The sequence below is a fragment of the Pseudomonas sp. RtIB026 genome (assembly GCF_016861355.2).
GTDB classification, from domain to species: domain Bacteria; phylum Pseudomonadota; class Gammaproteobacteria; order Pseudomonadales; family Pseudomonadaceae; genus Aquipseudomonas; species Aquipseudomonas peradeniyensis.
Map to the genome: position 1 here is coordinate 1,389,331 of NZ_AP023348.2, position 16,036 is coordinate 1,405,366.

Here is a 16,036-nt window from a genome sequence, read left to right on the forward strand (position 1 = left end):
TCCGCGACAACCTCAGGTCAGGCGCTGCAGGCCTTCCAGGCAAGTCGCCAGGTGATAGGGCGTGGTCGAAGGCATGTCATGGCGGCTCACCGCTCCTGCGCCATCGCGGCACTCATGCCAGCCGCCTTCATGCAGGAAGCGTGACTCCAGCGCCGCTAGCTGTGCCAACAACCGTGCCTCGCTTCCCGGCCGCAAGGCCAGTGCCCGCAGGTACTCCGCCTGCGCCCAGATCCGCTGGGTCGGGTCGATGACCTGGCCGTCCACGTCCAGCATCGCCAGCACCGCCGTATCCTTCACTCCGTACTGTTCGGCAAAGTCGAAGGCCCGCTCGATGGAGGCGTGCAGCGCCGTGCCGCGCAGCAATGGCGAGGTATCCATCAGGTAGAACCATTCGAACTGGTGGCCTGGCTCGAACCAGTTATCCACAGCCCCACGCGGTTTTTCCAGCATCAGGCCGTGGCTCGGCTCGATGAACTGCGCCTGCAGCGCGTCGCACAGCTGCAGCAGCGACTGGCGAACCTCGTGGTCCTCGCGCACGGCCAGCACCTGGAGAAAGGCCTCGGCCAGGTGCATCTGCGGGTTCTGCAGCGGGCCGCTGTCCAAATCCGACCAGTCCTCACCGAGGCTGGCCTCGTACAGGCCATCGTCGCGGGCGAACTGCTCGGCAACGACTTCGAGGGCGCCGTTGAGCGTGGCCTCCACCAGGCCTTCGCCGACCTTGCCCCAGTAATGGGCGCAAGCGAACACGATGAAGGCGTGGGTGTAGAGGTCCTTGCGCCGGTCCAGCGGCTTGCCCTGGGCGTCGATGCTGTAGAACCAGCCGCCGTGCTCGGCGTCGTGGAAGTGCTTCTGCAGCGAACGGAACAGCGCGGCGGCGCGTTCGGCGGCGCCCGGTTGCTCGATGCGGCTGCTGAACAGGTACAGCTGACGGGCGCAGGCCATGGCCCGGTAGCGCTGCACCGGCAGTGGCCGATGCTGGGTGTCCAGGGCTTCGTACGGCAGGGCCATGTCGGCGTTCCAGCCAGGGCCCTGCCACAGCGGCACGATGCGCTCGGCGAAGTGCTGTTGGAAACGGGTCAATGCGGGGCGGGGGTCGGACATGGTCGCGCTCGTGACGGTCGGGCAGGGCGCCATGGTAGCAGAAGTGGCCAGTGCTTCGTGTGCGCGGGCAGCGTGGGAGCGGGCTTGCCCCGCGATAGCGCCATCGCGGGGCAAGCCCGCTCCCACGCTGCCCGCGCACATGATCCGATCTGGGCGAAAGCGTCAGCCGGGATTACCCAGCCCCTGCCAGTGCCGCGCGCCGACGAAGATGAAGCGCAACTGCTGGGTGATCTTTTCCTGCGGTGTCAGCGCCTGTGGATGACCCGGCTCGGGACTGTCGATCAGTTCGGGCAAGGTGGCGAACACGGTCTTGACCACCAGGTCGGCCATTACCGCCAGGGCGGCGCCGTCCAGGTGCTGCCAGCGCGGCATGCGCGCCAGGTCCGTGGCCAGGTCGCTGCTGATGTCCTGGCGCAGGCGGGCGATGGCCTGGCGTACCGGTTGCGAGCCGCCATATTGCTCGCGGGCTAGGAACAGGAACTGCGCCCGGTGGGCGATGACCACGTCGAGGAAGATGCGCACCGAGGCGTCGGTGATGCCGCCCAGTTCGAATTCATTCTGGCGCACCAGGCGAATGGTCTGGCGGAAGGTGGTGTCCACCTCGGCGACCAGGGCCAGGCCCAGGGCATCCATGTCGGGGAAGTGGCGGTAGAAGCCGGTGGGCACGATGCCCGCGGCCTTGGCCACCTCGCGCAGGCTGATGCTGCCGAAGCCACGGCCGCTCTCCATGAGCAGGCAGGCGGCATCCAGCAGGGCCTGGCGGGTTTGTAACTTCTGTTCGGCGCGCGGCAGCATGGGACAGGATTCTATGACTGTACGACTGGGCATTCTGGATAAAAAAACAAAGCCCGGTCAATGGACCGGGCTTGGAGGGGAGCAGGCGCAGTGGGGCGGGTTGTTGTTTTCGGCCATGGCGATCAGCTCACACGGCTGAGTTCGACCAGACGATCCGAGCCACCTTCGGCTACACGGTTGTTGCGTTCGTTGAGGCGATCGGCGCCACCTTCTGCGACACGGTCATTGCGTTGGATCAGGCGATCGGAGCCCCCTTCGGCGACGCGGTCATTGCGTTGGATCAGGCGATCGGAGCCGCCCTCGGCAACGCGGTCGTTGCGTTCGATCAGGCGATCCGAGCCACCTTCGGCGACACGGTTGTTACGTTCGAGCAGGCGCTCGGAACCGCCTTCGGCCAGGCGGCCTGCGCGTTCCTGCAGGCGCTCGGCGCCACCTTCTGCCAGAGTGTTCAGCGGTTGGCTGACGGCGGCGGCGCTGGAGCGCGATTCAGCGCTCAGGTGCTGGTCTTCGGCTGGCAGGGCGAAGGCGTTGGCGGCAAGTACGGACAGGGTCAGGCTCAGCAGCAGATGGCGTTTCATGATTCGGTGCTCCTCGGGGGGGCTGGAAAGTGGGTACGAAGCCAATGCTACGCCTGGTAACTCCAGAGAAAAGTTCATCAGGATAATGGTAACAATCGACGGGATTGATACTGTGCGCGGAAGGCTCTGAATCAATGTTTTCAGGTGTTTTGCAAGCGCTGAGGCACGCTTGATCCCCGGTAACACTGCCGCTGTCCATGGACGAAAAGCTGAGAAAGGCGTCAGGAAAATCCTGGTTATCATGGCGCACGGATTAAACCCGGCGGTTTTTCATCAGTCCGACATAATGAGTGCCATGCAGTCAGGAGAACCATGCAATGACGCGCCCTGCCAGAATTCTCATCTGGACCTTCGCCACCCTCGCCACCCTGCTGGCGATCCTGGTGGTGGTGATCGCCACTTTCGACTGGAACCGCGTCAAGCCGCTGCTTAACGAGAAAGTCTCCGAAGCCCTGCACCGGCCCTTCGCGATCAACGGCAACCTCGCCGTGCACTGGCGCACCGAGCCCGAGGAAGGCGGCTGGCGCGCCTTCGTGCCGTGGCCGCACTTCACCGCCGAAGACCTCACCCTGGGCAACCCCGATTGGCTCAAGGCGCCGCATATGGTCGCCCTGGAGCGCGTGGACTTTCGCCTGGCGCCGTTGCCGCTGATCGTCCAACGCATCAGCATTCCGCGCATCGACCTGGTCAAGCCCAGCGCCAGCCTTGCCCGGCAGGCCGATGGCCGGGCCAACTGGGTGTTCGATTTCGGGCCCAAGGACGAGAACGAAGAGCCGTCGAAGTGGGTGTTGGACATCGGCGCCATTGGTTTCGACCAAGGCAACGTCAGCTTCGACGACCAGACGCTGAAGACCAGCATGAAGGTGCAGGTCGATCCGCTGGGCAAGCCGATCCCGTTCAGCGACATCGTTGGCAAGGCCCGCGCCGAGAAGGCCGGCAATGCCCAGGACTACGCCTTCGGTTTCAAGGCCCAGGGCCGCTACAAGGGCCTGGCGGTGGCCGGCACCGGCAAGATCGGCGGCCTGCTGGCGCTGCAGGACACCAGCCAGCCGTTTCCGCTGCAGGCCGACGTGCGTATCGGCGACACCCGGGTCGCGCTGGCCGGGACCCTGACCGATCCACGCAACCTCGGCGCCCTCGACCTGCGCCTGAAGCTTTCCGGCAGCAGCCTGGGCAACCTCTACCCGCTGACCGGCGTGACCTTGCCCGATACGCCGCCGTACGCCACCGATGGTCATCTGACCGCCAACCTGCATGCCGCCGAGGGTGCGCAGTTCCGCTACGAAGGCTTCAACGGCAAGATCGGCGACAGCGACATCCACGGCGACCTGGCCTTCGTCGCCAGCCAGCCCCGGCCGAAGCTCTCCGGCAACCTGGTGTCCAACCAGCTGCTGTTCAAGGACCTGGCGCCGCTGATCGGCGCCGACTCCAACAGCGAGCAGAAGGCCCGCGGCGGCGCCAGCAAGCAGCCGGCCGGCAAGGTGCTGCCGGTCGAAGAGTTCCGCACCGAGCGCTGGCGGGCCATGGACGCCGACGTGACCTTCGCCGGCAAGCGCATCGTGCACAGCGAGAAGCTGCCGTTCAACGACCTGTCCGCCCATGTGATCCTCGAGGACGGCCTGCTGCGCCTGGAGCCGCTGCGCTTTGGCGTAGCCGGCGGCAACCTCGATTCCAACATCCGCCTGGACGGACGCAGCGCGCCGTTGCAGGGCCGCGCCCGGCTGACCGCGCGTGGCTTCAAGCTCAAGCAGCTGTTCCCCAGCTTCGCGCCGATGCAGACCAGCTTCGGTGAACTCAACGGCGATGCCGACATCAGTGGCCGGGGCAACTCGGTGGCGGCACTGCTGGGCACTTCCAACGGTGATCTGCGCCTGCTGATCAACGATGGCGCGATCAGCCGCAGCCTGATGGAGATCGCCGGGCTCAACGTCGGCAACTACGTGGTCGGCAAGCTGTTCGGCGATGAAGATGTGAAGATCAACTGCGCCGCGGCGGACGTCGGGATCAAGGATGGCCTGGCCACCACCCGCTTGTTTGTCTTCGACACCGAGAACGCGATCATCTACATCAACGGCACGGCCAACTTCGCCAGTGAGCAACTGGACCTGAAGATCACCCCCGAGTCCAAGGGCCTGCGTCTGTTCTCGTTGCGTTCGCCGTTGTATGTGCGTGGGCCGTTCGCCAAGCCGAGTGCCGGCGTACAGGCTGTGCCGCTGGCGCTGCGTGGCGCGGGGATGGTGGCGCTTGGCGTGGTGGCCGGGCCGGCGGCGGGGCTGCTGGCGCTGATCGCGCCGAGCAGCGGGGATGAGCCGAACCAATGCACGCCGTTATTGCAGCAGATGCGCGCCGGCAAGGCGCCAGCGGCGGCCGGCAAAGGTCATTGAAGTTCGTGGGAGCGGGCTTGCCCCGCGATGGCATCAACGCCATCGCGGGGCAAGCCCGCTCCCACGTAAACCTTGGGATCAGAGGCCTTTCAACAGATCGGACATATCGTCCGCGTGCTCTTCCTCCTGCGCCAGGATATCCTCGAAGATGCGCCGGGTGGTCGGATCCTTGTCGCCGATGTACTGGATGATCTCGCGGTAGCTGTCGATGGCGATGCGCTCGGCCACCAGGTCCTCCAGCACCATCTCCTTCAACGAACTGCCCGCCACGTACTGGGCGTGGGAATTCTTCGTCAGGTTGTCCGGATTGAAGTCCGGCTCGCCGCCCAGTTGCACGATGCGCTCGGCCAGCTTGTCGGCGTGCTCGGCTTCCTGGTTGGCGTGCTCGAGGAACTCCGCAGCGGCGACGCTGGCCTTGATGCCGCTGGCCATGAAGTAGTGACGCTTGTAGCGCAGGACGCAGACCAGCTCGGTGGCCAGCGACTCGTTGAGCAGGCGCAGGATCTTCTCGCGATCGGCGTGGTAACCCTCGGTCACCGCGCCTTGCTCGACATGCTGGCGGGCACGTTCGCGCAGGGTTTTCACATCGGTCAGTTCAACGCTCATGTTCATCTCCGAAAGCATCAGGGTGGTCATGGGGTGTCATGCGCCGTGCACGGCGTCGCTGTCTTGTTGGCGTTGCTTGCAGGTCTTGAAACCCTTGGCGTCGACATGGCCGGTGGCGTCGAAGCGCACGTAGTAGGGCTGCTGGTGGCCATCGCGGTTGAGGATGTAGTCGTTGCAGGTGCCGCCGTGGGGCAGGTCGATGACATTCGACGGGCTGCCGCCGATGGCGATGACCTTCTGCATGGTCATGCCGTGCTCGACCTGCTTGACCAGCGGCTCGTCGCGGTAGGTGACGTAGTCCACCGGGTTTTCCGGGCGGCTGCCGCAGGCGGCGAGGGTGGCGCTTGCCAGAAGGATGGCCAGGGTTCGCTTGTACATGGTCCCGCTCCTTGCTCAGGGTCTGTTCTGCTTGGAACCGCGCGGCGCGCCGGGAGTTCGATTGCGCTTGTCTCCGATGGCGCTGTAGGGTGGGCCGGTCTGTTCACGGATGAGGGCAAGGGTGATGAGTCAGGAGCTGGCCACGCGTTATCCACTGGTGCTGGTGCCGGGCATGCTCGGCTTCGTGCGGGCGCTGGTCTATCCCTACTGGTTCGGCATCGTGCCGGCATTGCGTCGGGGTGGCGCGCAGGTGTTCCCGGTGCAGGTGTCGCCGCTGCATTCCAGCGAGGTGCGAGGCGAGCAGTTGCTCGGCATCATCGAGGAGGTCTGCCAGCGCACGGGGGCCGACAAGGTCAACCTGATCGGCCATAGCCAGGGCGCGCTCAGTGCCCGTTATGCGGCGGCGAAGCGGCCTGACCGGGTGGCCTCGGTGACATCGGTGGCCGGCCCCAACCATGGCTCGGAGCTGGCCGACCACCTCGAACGCACGGCACCTGGTGACTCTGTCCGGGGGCGCATCCTCAAGGCCGTGCTGCATGGCTTCGCTGTGATGCTGGGTTGGCTGGAGACCGGCTGGCGCCGCGATCCGCTGCCGATCGACGTGCATGCTTCGCACCAGTCGCTGACCAGTGCCGGGGTGGCGCTGTTCAACCAGGCTTATCCACAGGGGCTGCCCGAGGTCTGGGGCGGCGAGGGGGCGCCGCAAGTGAATGGCGTGCGCTATTACTCATGGTCCGGAACCCTGCAGCCTGGGCGTACCGACCAGGGCCTGAACCGTTTTGACGGCAGCAACCGATTTTGCCGGCTGTTCGCCCGCAGTTTCGTCCGGGAGAAGGGGCAATGCGACGGTATGGTCGGGCGCTTCAGCTCGCACCTGGGGCAGGTGATCGGTGACGACTATCCGCTTGATCACCTGGATATCGTCAACCAGTCGCTGGGCGCGGTGGGCAAGGGTGCCGAGCCGGTGCGACTGTTTACCGAGCATGCCGCCCGGCTCAAGGCTGCTGGGTTGTGACGAACCCGGGGGCTGCCTCGCAGCCCTTTCGCGGCACAAGGCCGCTCCTACAGACGAACGCAATCCCCCTGTAGGAGCGGCCTTGTGCCGCGAAAGGAGCGCAAAGCGCTCCCATCTGTCAACGCCGCACAGGCGTGGTCCAACGCTCGGCCAGCAGCACGCCGACTAATGTCAGCACACCGCCAACCAGGTGATAACTGGCCAACTGCTCATTCAGCACCACTGCCGCGATCACCGCCGTCACCACCGGCAGCAGGTTGAAGAACAGCGTGGTCCGGCTCGGCCCCAGGCGATGCACCGCCTGCATCCACACCCGCGGCGCGACCATCGAGGCCAACAGGCCGGCATACAGCACCAGGCCAATGTTGTGGCCGTTCAACCCGGTCTTGGGCGACAGCAGGAACAGCGGCAGCAACACCAGGATCGCCACCAGCACCTGCAGGTACAGCAGTTGCAGCGGCGGCAGGCGCAGTTGCCATTTCTTCAGCAGGAAGCTGTACAGCGCATAGGCGAGGGTGGCCACCAGCATCATCAGGTCGCCAGCGTTCAGCCCCTGGTGCAGCAGCACGCCGGGTTGCCCGGCTGAGACCACCTCCAGCACGCCGAAGAACGACACCAGCGCGCCCAGTAGCGCGCCGTAGGTCAGGCGCTGGCCGAGCCAGGCGATGGACAGGGCCAGCGACATCAACGGCATCAACGAGAGAATGATGCCCATGTTGGTGGCGCTGGTGATGGCGGCGGCGAAGTACGCCAGGCTCTGGTAGATGGCCATGCCCAGCACGCCCAGCACGAAGATCTTGCCCAGGTGCGGACGGATCGCCGCGCGGTTGCGCCAGACCTGGGGTAGCAGGAACGGGGTGAACAGCAGGCCGGCCAGCAGCCAGCGGTAGAAGCCGATCTCGGCGGGGAAGATGGCCCCGGCGGACATCTTGGTGACCACGGTGTTGCCGGCCCAGATGAGGATGGCGATGAGGGGGAAGAGGTAGTTCATGATGATTCTCGAGTTGCGGTTGACCCGTGGGAGCGGGCTTGCCCCGCGATAGCGCCAGGCCAGGAAATGATGTCGGCCGGGCGGGTGCAATCGCGGGGCAAGCCCGCTCCCACGTGGCGGCCATTATCGCTTGTCTGTTCAAATGCCTATACTTCCATCCAGACAACTCGCCCCGCGAAGCAGACAGCATGACCCGCAAGTACCTCGACATTCCGCAATTCGACCGGCTCCCCGCCCCGGTGTACTTCCGCTACGACGAATTCGGCGCCGATACTCACAGCCCGCCGCACCGTCACCCCTGGGGCCAGCTCAACTACGCCTCCCATGGCCTGATGCACCTGGACGTCGAGGGCCAGCGCTTCATCTCGCCCCCGCACTACGCCGTCTGGGTGCCGCCGGACACCGAGCACGGCTGCTACAACCCCCAGGCCATCATCTACCGCTCGGTCTACCTGGAGCGCAGCCTGTGTACCGAGTTGCCGGACCAGCCCTGCAGCCTGGTGATCAGCGATATCCTCAAGGCGATCCTCGGCGACTTCGCCCGCCGCGACTTGCACATCGCCCAGGACGAGCGCGACCAGCGCCTGATCCAGGTATTGATCGACCAGTTGCACCTGGCACCGACGCAGACCTGCTACCTGCCGTTCGCCCGCAGTGACAGCCTGCGCCAGGTGCTCGAGGCGTTGCACGCGGAGCCTGGCGACAACCGTCCGCTCGGCCATTGGGCCGGGCAGGTGCATGTCAGCGAGCGCACCCTGGCCCGGCAGTTCCTGCGCGAGCTGGGGATGAGCTTCGGCGAATGGCGCTTGCGCCTGCGCTTTCTGCGGGCCATCGAGGCGCTCGAGGCGGGCACGCCGATCCAGGCCATCGCCTTCGACCTCGGCTACAGCAGCGCTTCGGCCTTCATCGCCATGTTCCAGCGCCAGGCCAATTGCACCCCGGAGCAGTACCGGCGGCGGGCGCGGACAGAGATGTAAGAATTCTTGTCTACACTCAGCTGCGACGAGCGCGCATCCGGCGCGCAGGCAAGGAGACCACTCCATGAAGCTGCTGCACGTACCCCTGCTGGTATTGGGCCTGTTGATCGCGGGCCAAGGGTTCGCCGCCACCGCGCAACAGGAAAAGATGAAGACCTGCAATGCCGACGCCACCACCAAGGCGCTCAAGGGCGATGAACGCAAGGCGTTCATGAGCACCTGCCTGAAAAAGGATGTGCCTCAGACCCAGCAGGAGAAGATGAAGACCTGCAACGCCGACGCCAGCACCAAGGCGCTCAAGGGCGATGAACGCAAGGCCTTCATGAGTGACTGCCTGAAGAAGAAATGACCTGCGCCTATGCCTCTGCCGTGAAGGCTGGCAGACTGCGGGACTTTCCGCTGTCTGCCGTTGAGGCTGTATGACTTTCACTCCGCGCCAGGTCACCCTGGCCAGTTGGATCATCGTCATGGCGGGCCTGTTGCTGGCGCTGCCGCTGAAGCTGCTGCCGAGCCTGCTGGCCGGCCTGCTGGTCTACGAGCTGGTCAACATGCTCACCCCGCGCCTGCAACCGCTGATCGCCGGGCAGCGCGCACGCTGGCTGGCGGTGGCGCTGCTCGGCACCCTGGTGGTGAGCACGCTGACGTTGCTGATCGCCGGCGCCTTCAGTTTCCTGCTGCACGAGGCCGAGAATCCCGGCGCCTCGCTGGACAAGTTCATGGGCCTGGTCGAGCGCGCCCGTGGCCAGTTGCCGCCGTTCATCGAAGCCTACCTGCCGGCCAGCGCCGCCGAGTTCAAGGTGGCCATCGGCGACTGGATCAAGAGCCACCTGAGCGACCTGCAACTGGTGGGCAAGGGCATGGCGCACATGTTCGTGACCCTGCTAATCGGCATGATCCTCGGCGCCATCGTCGCCCTGCAGCGCATTCCCGACATTTCCCGGCGCAAGCCCCTGGCGGCGGCGCTGTTCGAACGCCTGAGCCTGCTGGTGCAGGCGTTTCGCAACATCGTCTTCGCGCAGATCAAGATCTCGCTGCTCAACACCGTCTTCACCGGTATCTTCCTGGCCGTGGTGTTGCCGCTGTTCGGCGTGCACCTGCCGTTGACCAAGACGCTGATCGTACTGACCTTCCTGCTCGGGCTGCTGCCGGTGATCGGCAACCTGATGTCCAACACCCTGATCACCATCGTCGGGCTGTCGCTGTCGATCTGGGTGGCGATGGCGGCGCTGGGGTACCTGATCGTGATCCACAAGGTCGAGTACTTCCTCAACGCGCGGATCGTCGGCGGGCAGATCAGTGCCAAGGCCTGGGAGCTGCTGCTGGCGATGCTGGTGTTCGAGGCGGCGTTCGGGCTGCCGGGGGTGGTGGCGGGGCCGATTTATTACGCCTACCTGAAGAGTGAGTTGAAGCGGGCGGAGTTGGTCTGAAGGAGTGCCAGGTCGCGGGGCCTGGTCATCCTTCCTATTACGCTTCATTGTCGCAGTTCCAGATATCGTCCTTTAACCAGCTTGTTACGAAAGTGTCGAAAATGACATCTGTGGGTAAGCTGTCGTATCAATGGGTATTGCTACGAAGGGCCTCACTCAATGCACAGGTGAGAGGAAGCCCGCTGGTAGTATCTTGTGCAGCTACGCTTTTGTAGCTGGGCGGGGCGTCCAGTTTTGTTAGTGGAAAAAGCTTTTGCTTTTCTTCCCGTATGCTTGAAAGTTTTCCCTCGTAATGGGTTTTGGTTCGTTCAATCGAGGGAATGTCATTCAGAAAATTGTTGGAATCTCTTTCGTCCAGGAGCGCTTGTTCCAAATCTCGTATTTTTCCTTCGTATTTGGATATTTGGGCATCTATTTCTCCAAGTCTTCGAGCGCCCTCGTATGTCAGTAATTGCGGATCCTCGTCGGTGATAAGCCCGGTAGGGGCAGCATCGACAGAGGTTTCGTTTCGACGACGAGAGAAAAGTTTGGTGAACCAGCCGTTACCAGAGGGATCCACGCGATTTACAGGATCACCGGCGCAATAGGCATAGCAATTGATACCCCCTTTGCCAAATGGGCTGAACAGGTCAGGCGAGAGGAACCTCATGAGTACGGTGTGGAAAACTCTGTGGCCGTTGCCTAGCAGGTAACAGCGCATCGGCACATCCAATGGCTGCCCGTTGAAGCGCAATACAGGGTAGTGGGGAGCGCTGGCCTGACAATAGCCATACGGCAGGTACGAGTTTACCCCGTCCTTATTGCGCAACGTTGAGCCATGCCTATCAGTTGCTAGCCATATCGTTGTGGTGATCTTATTTGTCATGAAGCAGGCGCTCCCTCCAAGCTCCGGCTGACTTTGACCCTCTGACAAGGGTAAGGCAACTGGCAGAAATGTCAGGTAGCGAGATTGTTTTTGGTCCTCGAGCGCCGACGCAGGCCATGCGTTGAAGAACCTCGGCCAAAGCAGCTACTTGGGGGGACAAGGGCCGCAATGCGGCCCTGGTGTGAATCAGGCTGCGCCGTAACGCTTGCGCGCCTCGATCGCCAGCCCGCTGCCGATGCTGCCGAAGATATTGCCTTCCACATGTCGCGCATTGGGCAGCATCGCCGCCACGCTGTTGCGCAGCGCCGGAATGCCGCTGGAACCACCGGTGAAGAACACCGTGTCCACCTGCCCCTCGCTGACGCCGGCCTTGGCCAGCAATTCGCTCACGCTGCCGCGCACCCGTTCCAGCAGCCCGCCGATGGCGTCTTCGAACAGCGCCCGGGTCAACTCGGCCGACAGCTCCGGCTCGATGCGGCCAAAGTCGATGCAGCGGCTGTCGCGCTCGGTCAGCTCGATCTTGCTGGCCTCCACTTCCATCGCCAGCCAATGCCCGGCGCGCTGTTCGATCAGGTTGAACAGGCGGTCGATGCCGAGGGTGTCCTCGATGTCGTAGCGCATGTTGCCCAGGGCCAACTGCGATTTCTGCGAGTACAGGGCGTTGATGGTGTGCCAGGTGGCCAGGTTGAGGTGGTAGCTGGTGGGCATCAGCGCACCGCTCTTCATCCGGCTGCCGTAGCCGAACAGCGGCATCACGCCCTGCAGGCTCAGCTGCTTGTCGAAGTCGGTACCGCCGATGTGCACGCCGCCGGTGGCGAGGATGTCGTCCTGGCGCTCGGCCACCTGGTGGCGCTCCGGTGACAGGCGGATCAGGGTAAAGTCCGAGGTACCACCGCCGATATCGACAATCAGTACCAGCTCTTCACGGCTGATGCCCGACTCGTAGTCGAACGCCGCGGCGATGGGCTCGTACTGGAACGACACATCCCTGAAGCCGATCTTGCGCGCAACCTCCGCCAGGGTGTCCTCGGCCTCCTGGTCGGCGGCCGGGTCTTCGTCGACGAAGAATACCGGGCGGCCCAGCACCACCTGGTCGAATTCACGGCCGGCATCGGCTTCGGCGCGCTTTTTCAGCTCGCCGATGTACATGCCCAGCAGGTCCTTGAACGGCAGGGCGCTGCCCAGCACGCTGGTGTCGTGCTTGATCAGCTTGGAGCCCAGCAGGCTCTTGAGCGAGCGCATCAGGCGGCCTTCGTAGCCTTCCAGGTACTCGTGCAGGGCCAGGCGACCGTACACCGGGCGACGCTCCTCGATGTTGAAGAAGACCACCGACGGCAGGGTGATCTTGCCGTCTTCCAGGGCGATCAGCGATTCGACGCCCGGGCGGTGCCAGCCAACCGTGGAGTTGGAGGTGCCGAAGTCGATGCCAAGGGCGCGGGCCGGGGATACGTCAGACATGGGGGAGAGCTTCCGGAGGCAAAACGGCCGCGCAGTTTATGCCAGTCTGCGGCTAAATCAAGACCGGTCGTCTGCGATAGCGCAACCCCGGATGAACCTTGAAAGGCTATGCTTGACCCCAATCTTCAGTAGCAATACGTACATTCACATCGGTGATCCATAGATGGACTTCAAAGACTATTACAAGATACTCGGCGTCGAGGCGAGCGCGGACGAGAAGGCGATCAAGGCCGCGTACCGCAAGCTCGCGCGCAAGTATCACCCCGACGTCAGCAAGGAGCGTGACGCCGAGGACAAGTTCAAGGAGGCCAACGAGGCCTACGAAGTGCTTGGCGACAAGGACAAGCGCGCCGAGTACGACGAAATCCGCAAGTATGGCGGCCAGCATGGCCGGCCGTTCCAGGCACCGCCTGGCTGGCAGTCCCGTGGCGGCAATGGCGGCGGCGGTGGCTTCGAGGGTGGTGATTTCTCCGATTTCTTCAGCTCGATCTTCGGCGCCCGGGGCGGCAACCCCTTCGGTGGCGGCGGTGGCCGGCAACAACGCAGTGCCGGCAGGCGAGGGCAGGACGTGGAGCTTGAACTTGCAGTGTTCCTCGAAGAGACCCTGAACAAGGAATCCAAGCAGATCAGCTTCCAGGTGCCGCAGACCAACGGCGCCGGGCAGCGCACCGGCTTCACCACGAAAACGCTGAACGTGAAGATCCCTGCCGGGGTGACCGACGGCGAGCGCATCCGCCTCAAGGGCCAGGGCGCGCCGGGCGTGGGCGGTGGCGCCAATGGCGACCTGTTCCTGACCATCCGCATGGCACCGCACCCGCTGTTCGATGTCGAAGGCCATGACCTGATCATCACCGTGCCCCTGGCACCGTGGGAAGCGGCGCTCGGCGCCAAGGTGGCCGTGCCGACCCTGACCGGCAAGATCAACCTGACCATCCGCCCCGACAGCCAGAGCGGCCAGCGCTTGCGGGTCAAGGGCATGGGCCTTTTGAACAAGCAGGGCGAGCGCGGCGACCTGTACGCCCAGCTCAAGGTGGTCATGCCCGCCCAGTCCGATGACGCAGCTCGCGCATTGTGGACCCAGCTCTCCGAGAAAGCCGCGTTCAATCCGAGGACTCAATGGAGTAAGTGATCATGAGCAGCACCCTGATCGTTCAACTGGACATGCGTACCCTGTGCCAGGAAGCCGATGTGTCGGCCGACTGGGTGATCGAGATCGTCGAGCACGGCATTGTCGAACCGTCGGGGCGAACGCCCGAAGAGTGGGTGTTCGATGACCGCGCGCCGGTGACGTTGAAGCGCGCGGTGAAGCTGCATCAGGAGCTTGAGTTGGAGTGGGAAGGGGTGGCGCTGGCGCTGGAATTGCTGGAAGAGGTGCAGCAGTTGCGTAGCGAGAACAGCATGTTGAAGCAGCGGTTGGGCAGGTTTACCCAAATGTAGCTGGGGCTGCTGCGCAGCCCTTTCGCGGCACAAGGCCGCTCCTACAAGGGATCGCGCTCGCCTGTAGGAGCGGCCTTGTGCCGCGAAAGGGGCGCAGAGCGCCCCCAACTTCACGAAGCTTTCGCAATCACTTTGAAGTACAGCGCTGTCGCCCGGTAAACCCCCTCCGGCCCGCAGGCATAATCCGGAATCTCCCCCGCCTTGCTGTACCCCAGCGCTCGATAGAACGCCTCCGCCCCAGACCCCGCCTCGGTATCGAGAAACAACATCCCCCGCCCGATCCGCCGCGCATCAGCCTCCAGCACCCCCATCAACTGCTGCCCCAACCCACGCCGCCTTGCATCGCTGTGCACCAGCAACTTCTGCACTTCGCCCCGGTTCAGCCCATTGGGCTTCAGGCACAACCCCAGCTGCACACTACCCAGCACTTCCTGCCCCTGGGCAATGACCCAGAGCAGTTGCTCGCCACCGGCCAGCTTTGCCTTCACCTCATCGAAGTAGGCCTTGGCCTGCTGTTCGTCGATATCGGCAAGAAACCCCACCGACGCGCCCTGGCGCACTGCATCGAGCAACAGGGCCACCAGCCCGTCGCGGTAGTACGCCAGGCCTTCGTGGGTGACGCGGTGCAGCTGGGCGGTGTTCATGGGCTTCAGGTCCTTGAAGGGGGAAGGGTGTTGTCATCCAGGTACAGCTGCATGAAGGTCAGGTCAAGCCAGCGCCCGAACTTCACCCCCACCTGCGGCATCTGCCCGGTGATGCTGAAGCCCAGGCGTTCGTGCAGGCGGATCGACGCGGCGTTGCCGCTCTCGATGGCGGCGACCATCACATGCTTGTCGCAAAGGCGCGCCCGTTCGATCAGCGCTTCCATCAGGACGGGGCCCAGGCCCTTGCCGCGTTGGTCGCCACGCACATACACCGAGTGCTCGACGGTATGGCGGAAACCCTCGAACGGCCGCCAGTCGCCAAATGAGGCATAGCCCAGCACGCCGCTGTCGTCCACCGCCACCAGGATCGGGTAGCCCTGCTGCGCGCGGGCCTCGAACCAGGTCAGGCGATTGCCCAGGCCCACGGGGGTCTCGTTCCAGATCGCCGTGGTGTTGGCCACGGCGTCGTTGTAGATGTCGAGGATGCCCGGCACGTCGTCGAGCAGGGCGTCGCGGATCTGGTAACTCATGACAGCGTCTCGCAAGGGAAGTGATTGCAGATTAAATGGTAACCAGGCCGCGCACACCTTCGGCCTGCATGTTTTCGCCCCGGCCGCGCTGGACGATTTCGCCGCGGGCCATGACCAGGTACTGGTCGGCCAATTCCTCGGCGAAGTCGTAGAACTGCTCCACCAGCAGGATGGCCATGTCGCCCCGGTCGGCGAGCTTGCGGATCACCGCGCCGATCTCCTTGATCACCGACGGCTGGATGCCTTCGGTGGGTTCGTCGAGGATCAGCAGGCGCGGGCGGCTGGCCAGGGCGCGACCGATGGCCAGCTGTTGCTGCTGCCCGCCCGAGAGGTCGCCGCCACGGCGTTGTTTCATCTGCGCAAGCACCGGGAACAGTTCGTAGATGAAGGCCGGCACTTCCCGTGCCTCGCGGGCGGGGAAGCGCGACAGGCCCATCAGCAGGTTTTCCTCGACGGTCAGGCGCGGGAAGATCTCGCGGCCCTGGGGCACGTAGGCGATGCCGGCGTGGACCCGTTGCTGGGGCTTGAGCGTGGTGATCGGTTTGCCTTCCCATTCCACGCGGCCCTCTCGGGCCGGCAGCAGGCCCATCAGGCAGCGCAGCAAGGTTGTCTTGCCCACGCCGTTGCGGCCCAGCAGGCAGGTGACCTCGCCGACCTTGGCCTCGAAGGACAGGCCGCGCAGGATGTGGCTGCCGCCGTAGTATTGATGCAGGGTGTCGATTTTCAGCATGTTGTGCCCTTGTTTGATTTGAGCGTGGGAGCGGGCTTGCCCCGCGATGGCGTCAGGCCTGGAAGTGATGTTGGCCGGGCTGGCGCCATCGCGGGGCAAGCCCGCTCCCACGCAACCCTC

Annotated in this window: 18 protein-coding genes; 7 read left to right on the plus strand and 11 right to left on the minus strand. The window is 64.3% G+C overall.

Translation table 11 applies throughout. The features are described 5' to 3' along the window. Window positions 1-12 precede the first annotated feature (12 nt). The 3 genes from PRtIB026_RS06260 to PRtIB026_RS06270 all read right to left on the minus strand — a co-directional run bounded on the left by PRtIB026_RS06260 (window position 13) and on the right by PRtIB026_RS06270 (window position 2,474). Window positions 13-1,101 carry an AGE family epimerase/isomerase gene (locus PRtIB026_RS06260; protein WP_203648139.1) on the minus strand — a complete coding sequence of 363 codons (1,089 nt, stop codon included), beginning with the start codon at window positions 1,099-1,101 and terminating at the stop codon, window positions 13-15. Window positions 1,102-1,263: 162 nt separating this feature from the next. Beyond that, window positions 1,264-1,896 (minus strand): TetR family transcriptional regulator, encoded by a 633-nt coding sequence (locus PRtIB026_RS06265; protein WP_110734940.1) that lies wholly within the window; start codon window positions 1,894-1,896, stop codon window positions 1,264-1,266. A gap of 122 nt (window positions 1,897-2,018) precedes the next feature. Then, the gene (locus PRtIB026_RS06270) at window positions 2,019-2,474 is read right to left on the minus strand and encodes a phage infection protein (RefSeq protein ID WP_203648138.1); all 456 of its coding nucleotides are present in this window, start codon (window positions 2,472-2,474) and stop codon (window positions 2,019-2,021) included. A gap of 317 nt (window positions 2,475-2,791) precedes the next feature. Here PRtIB026_RS06270 and PRtIB026_RS06275 point away from each other — a divergent pair, with 317 nt between their 5' ends. Then, complete coding sequence (locus PRtIB026_RS06275; RefSeq protein ID WP_203648137.1) at window positions 2,792-4,858, plus strand: AsmA family protein; 2,067 nt, start codon at window positions 2,792-2,794, stop codon at window positions 4,856-4,858. A 78-nt stretch (window positions 4,859-4,936) separates the two neighbouring features. Here PRtIB026_RS06275 and PRtIB026_RS06280 read toward each other — a convergent pair whose 3' ends face one another. Together PRtIB026_RS06280 and osmE are read right to left on the minus strand one after the other, a co-directional pair. Continuing rightward, window positions 4,937-5,494, minus strand: coding sequence for a ferritin-like domain-containing protein (locus tag PRtIB026_RS06280; protein WP_186713793.1), 558 nt, complete (start codon window positions 5,492-5,494; stop codon window positions 4,937-4,939). A 6-nt stretch (window positions 5,495-5,500) separates the two neighbouring features. Further along, entirely contained in the window at window positions 5,501-5,842 is a 342-nt protein-coding gene (osmE, locus tag PRtIB026_RS06285; protein ID WP_028688233.1) for an osmotically-inducible lipoprotein OsmE, read from the minus strand. A 124-nt stretch (window positions 5,843-5,966) separates the two neighbouring features. Between osmE and PRtIB026_RS06290 the strand changes: the two genes are divergently transcribed. Further along, window positions 5,967-6,857, plus strand: a complete 891-nt coding sequence (locus PRtIB026_RS06290) for a lipase family alpha/beta hydrolase (RefSeq protein ID WP_267813720.1) — start codon at window positions 5,967-5,969, stop codon at window positions 6,855-6,857. Between the two features lie 118 nt (window positions 6,858-6,975). On the opposite strand, the gene PRtIB026_RS06295 is transcribed toward PRtIB026_RS06290, so the two are convergent. Then, window positions 6,976-7,848, minus strand: a complete 873-nt coding sequence (locus tag PRtIB026_RS06295) for a DMT family transporter (protein ID WP_203648136.1) — start codon at window positions 7,846-7,848, stop codon at window positions 6,976-6,978. 188 nt (window positions 7,849-8,036) lie between these two features. On the opposite strand from PRtIB026_RS06295, the gene PRtIB026_RS06300 reads away from it, so the two are divergent. The 3 genes from PRtIB026_RS06300 to PRtIB026_RS06310 all read left to right on the plus strand — a co-directional run bounded on the left by PRtIB026_RS06300 (window position 8,037) and on the right by PRtIB026_RS06310 (window position 10,252). Next, complete coding sequence (locus PRtIB026_RS06300) at window positions 8,037-8,825, plus strand: AraC family transcriptional regulator (RefSeq protein ID WP_203648135.1); 789 nt, start codon at window positions 8,037-8,039, stop codon at window positions 8,823-8,825. A 64-nt stretch (window positions 8,826-8,889) separates the two neighbouring features. Continuing rightward, complete coding sequence (locus PRtIB026_RS06305; RefSeq protein ID WP_203648134.1) at window positions 8,890-9,174, plus strand: PsiF family protein; 285 nt, start codon at window positions 8,890-8,892, stop codon at window positions 9,172-9,174. Between the two features lie 70 nt (window positions 9,175-9,244). Next, window positions 9,245-10,252 carry an AI-2E family transporter gene (locus PRtIB026_RS06310; protein ID WP_110734957.1) on the plus strand — a complete coding sequence of 336 codons (1,008 nt, stop codon included), beginning with the start codon at window positions 9,245-9,247 and terminating at the stop codon, window positions 10,250-10,252. Between the two features lie 127 nt (window positions 10,253-10,379). Here the strand turns inward: PRtIB026_RS06310 and PRtIB026_RS06315 are convergent, their stop codons facing one another. Then, window positions 10,380-11,117: an RHS repeat-associated core domain-containing protein gene (locus PRtIB026_RS06315; RefSeq protein WP_203648133.1), complete on the minus strand. Its 738-nt coding sequence runs from the start codon at window positions 11,115-11,117 to the stop codon at window positions 10,380-10,382. A 186-nt stretch (window positions 11,118-11,303) separates the two neighbouring features. Further along, entirely contained in the window at window positions 11,304-12,575 is a 1,272-nt protein-coding gene (locus PRtIB026_RS06320; RefSeq protein WP_203648132.1) for an Hsp70 family protein, read from the minus strand. 163 nt (window positions 12,576-12,738) lie between these two features. On the opposite strand from PRtIB026_RS06320, the gene cbpA reads away from it, so the two are divergent. Together cbpA and PRtIB026_RS06330 are read left to right on the plus strand one after the other, a co-directional pair. Beyond that, a complete protein-coding gene (cbpA, locus tag PRtIB026_RS06325; RefSeq protein WP_203648131.1) occupies window positions 12,739-13,704 on the plus strand; it encodes a curved DNA-binding protein in 966 nt (321 codons plus the stop codon). Window positions 13,705-13,706: 2 nt separating this feature from the next. Beyond that, entirely contained in the window at window positions 13,707-14,012 is a 306-nt protein-coding gene (locus PRtIB026_RS06330; RefSeq protein ID WP_011535907.1) for a chaperone modulator CbpM, read from the plus strand. 110 nt (window positions 14,013-14,122) lie between these two features. Here PRtIB026_RS06330 and PRtIB026_RS06335 read toward each other — a convergent pair whose 3' ends face one another. From PRtIB026_RS06335 to urtE, 3 genes are read right to left on the minus strand one after another with little or no spacing between them, the layout of a single operon-like run. Then, on the minus strand, window positions 14,123-14,656 hold the full coding sequence (locus PRtIB026_RS06335) for a GNAT family N-acetyltransferase (protein ID WP_203648130.1): 534 nt from the start codon (window positions 14,654-14,656) through the stop codon (window positions 14,123-14,125). Between the two features lie 5 nt (window positions 14,657-14,661). Next, window positions 14,662-15,186, minus strand: a complete 525-nt coding sequence (locus tag PRtIB026_RS06340; RefSeq protein ID WP_203648129.1) for a GNAT family N-acetyltransferase — start codon at window positions 15,184-15,186, stop codon at window positions 14,662-14,664. A 31-nt stretch (window positions 15,187-15,217) separates the two neighbouring features. After that, complete coding sequence (gene urtE / locus PRtIB026_RS06345; protein WP_203648128.1) at window positions 15,218-15,916, minus strand: urea ABC transporter ATP-binding subunit UrtE; 699 nt, start codon at window positions 15,914-15,916, stop codon at window positions 15,218-15,220. Window positions 15,917-16,036: the final 120 nt, after the last annotated feature.

Bases quoted from the DNA above. Each gene is read 5' to 3' on its own strand.
- PRtIB026_RS06310 (WP_110734957.1), top strand. From the start codon at position 9,245: ATGACTTTCACTCCGCGCCAGGTCACCCTGGCCAGTTGGATCATCGTC.
- PRtIB026_RS06340 (WP_203648129.1), bottom strand. From the start codon at position 15,186: ATGAGTTACCAGATCCGCGACGCCCTGCTCGACGACGTGCCGGGCATC.
- PRtIB026_RS06330 (WP_011535907.1), top strand. From the start codon at position 13,707: ATGAGCAGCACCCTGATCGTTCAACTGGACATGCGTACCCTGTGCCAG.
- cbpA (WP_203648131.1), top strand. From the start codon at position 12,739: ATGGACTTCAAAGACTATTACAAGATACTCGGCGTCGAGGCGAGCGCG.
- PRtIB026_RS06265 (WP_110734940.1), bottom strand. From the start codon at position 1,896: ATGCTGCCGCGCGCCGAACAGAAGTTACAAACCCGCCAGGCCCTGCTG.
- PRtIB026_RS06260 (WP_203648139.1), bottom strand. From the start codon at position 1,101: ATGTCCGACCCCCGCCCCGCATTGACCCGTTTCCAACAGCACTTCGCC.
- PRtIB026_RS06280 (WP_186713793.1), bottom strand. From the start codon at position 5,494: ATGACCACCCTGATGCTTTCGGAGATGAACATGAGCGTTGAACTGACC.
- PRtIB026_RS06320 (WP_203648132.1), bottom strand. From the start codon at position 12,575: ATGTCTGACGTATCCCCGGCCCGCGCCCTTGGCATCGACTTCGGCACC.
- PRtIB026_RS06275 (WP_203648137.1), top strand. From the start codon at position 2,792: ATGACGCGCCCTGCCAGAATTCTCATCTGGACCTTCGCCACCCTCGCC.
- urtE (WP_203648128.1), bottom strand. From the start codon at position 15,916: ATGCTGAAAATCGACACCCTGCATCAATACTACGGCGGCAGCCACATC.
- PRtIB026_RS06300 (WP_203648135.1), top strand. From the start codon at position 8,037: ATGACCCGCAAGTACCTCGACATTCCGCAATTCGACCGGCTCCCCGCC.
- PRtIB026_RS06295 (WP_203648136.1), bottom strand. From the start codon at position 7,848: ATGAACTACCTCTTCCCCCTCATCGCCATCCTCATCTGGGCCGGCAAC.
- PRtIB026_RS06305 (WP_203648134.1), top strand. From the start codon at position 8,890: ATGAAGCTGCTGCACGTACCCCTGCTGGTATTGGGCCTGTTGATCGCG.
- PRtIB026_RS06315 (WP_203648133.1), bottom strand. From the start codon at position 11,117: ATGACAAATAAGATCACCACAACGATATGGCTAGCAACTGATAGGCAT.
- PRtIB026_RS06270 (WP_203648138.1), bottom strand. From the start codon at position 2,474: ATGAAACGCCATCTGCTGCTGAGCCTGACCCTGTCCGTACTTGCCGCC.
- PRtIB026_RS06290 (WP_267813720.1), top strand. From the start codon at position 5,967: ATGAGTCAGGAGCTGGCCACGCGTTATCCACTGGTGCTGGTGCCGGGC.
- osmE (WP_028688233.1), bottom strand. From the start codon at position 5,842: ATGTACAAGCGAACCCTGGCCATCCTTCTGGCAAGCGCCACCCTCGCC.
- PRtIB026_RS06335 (WP_203648130.1), bottom strand. From the start codon at position 14,656: ATGAACACCGCCCAGCTGCACCGCGTCACCCACGAAGGCCTGGCGTAC.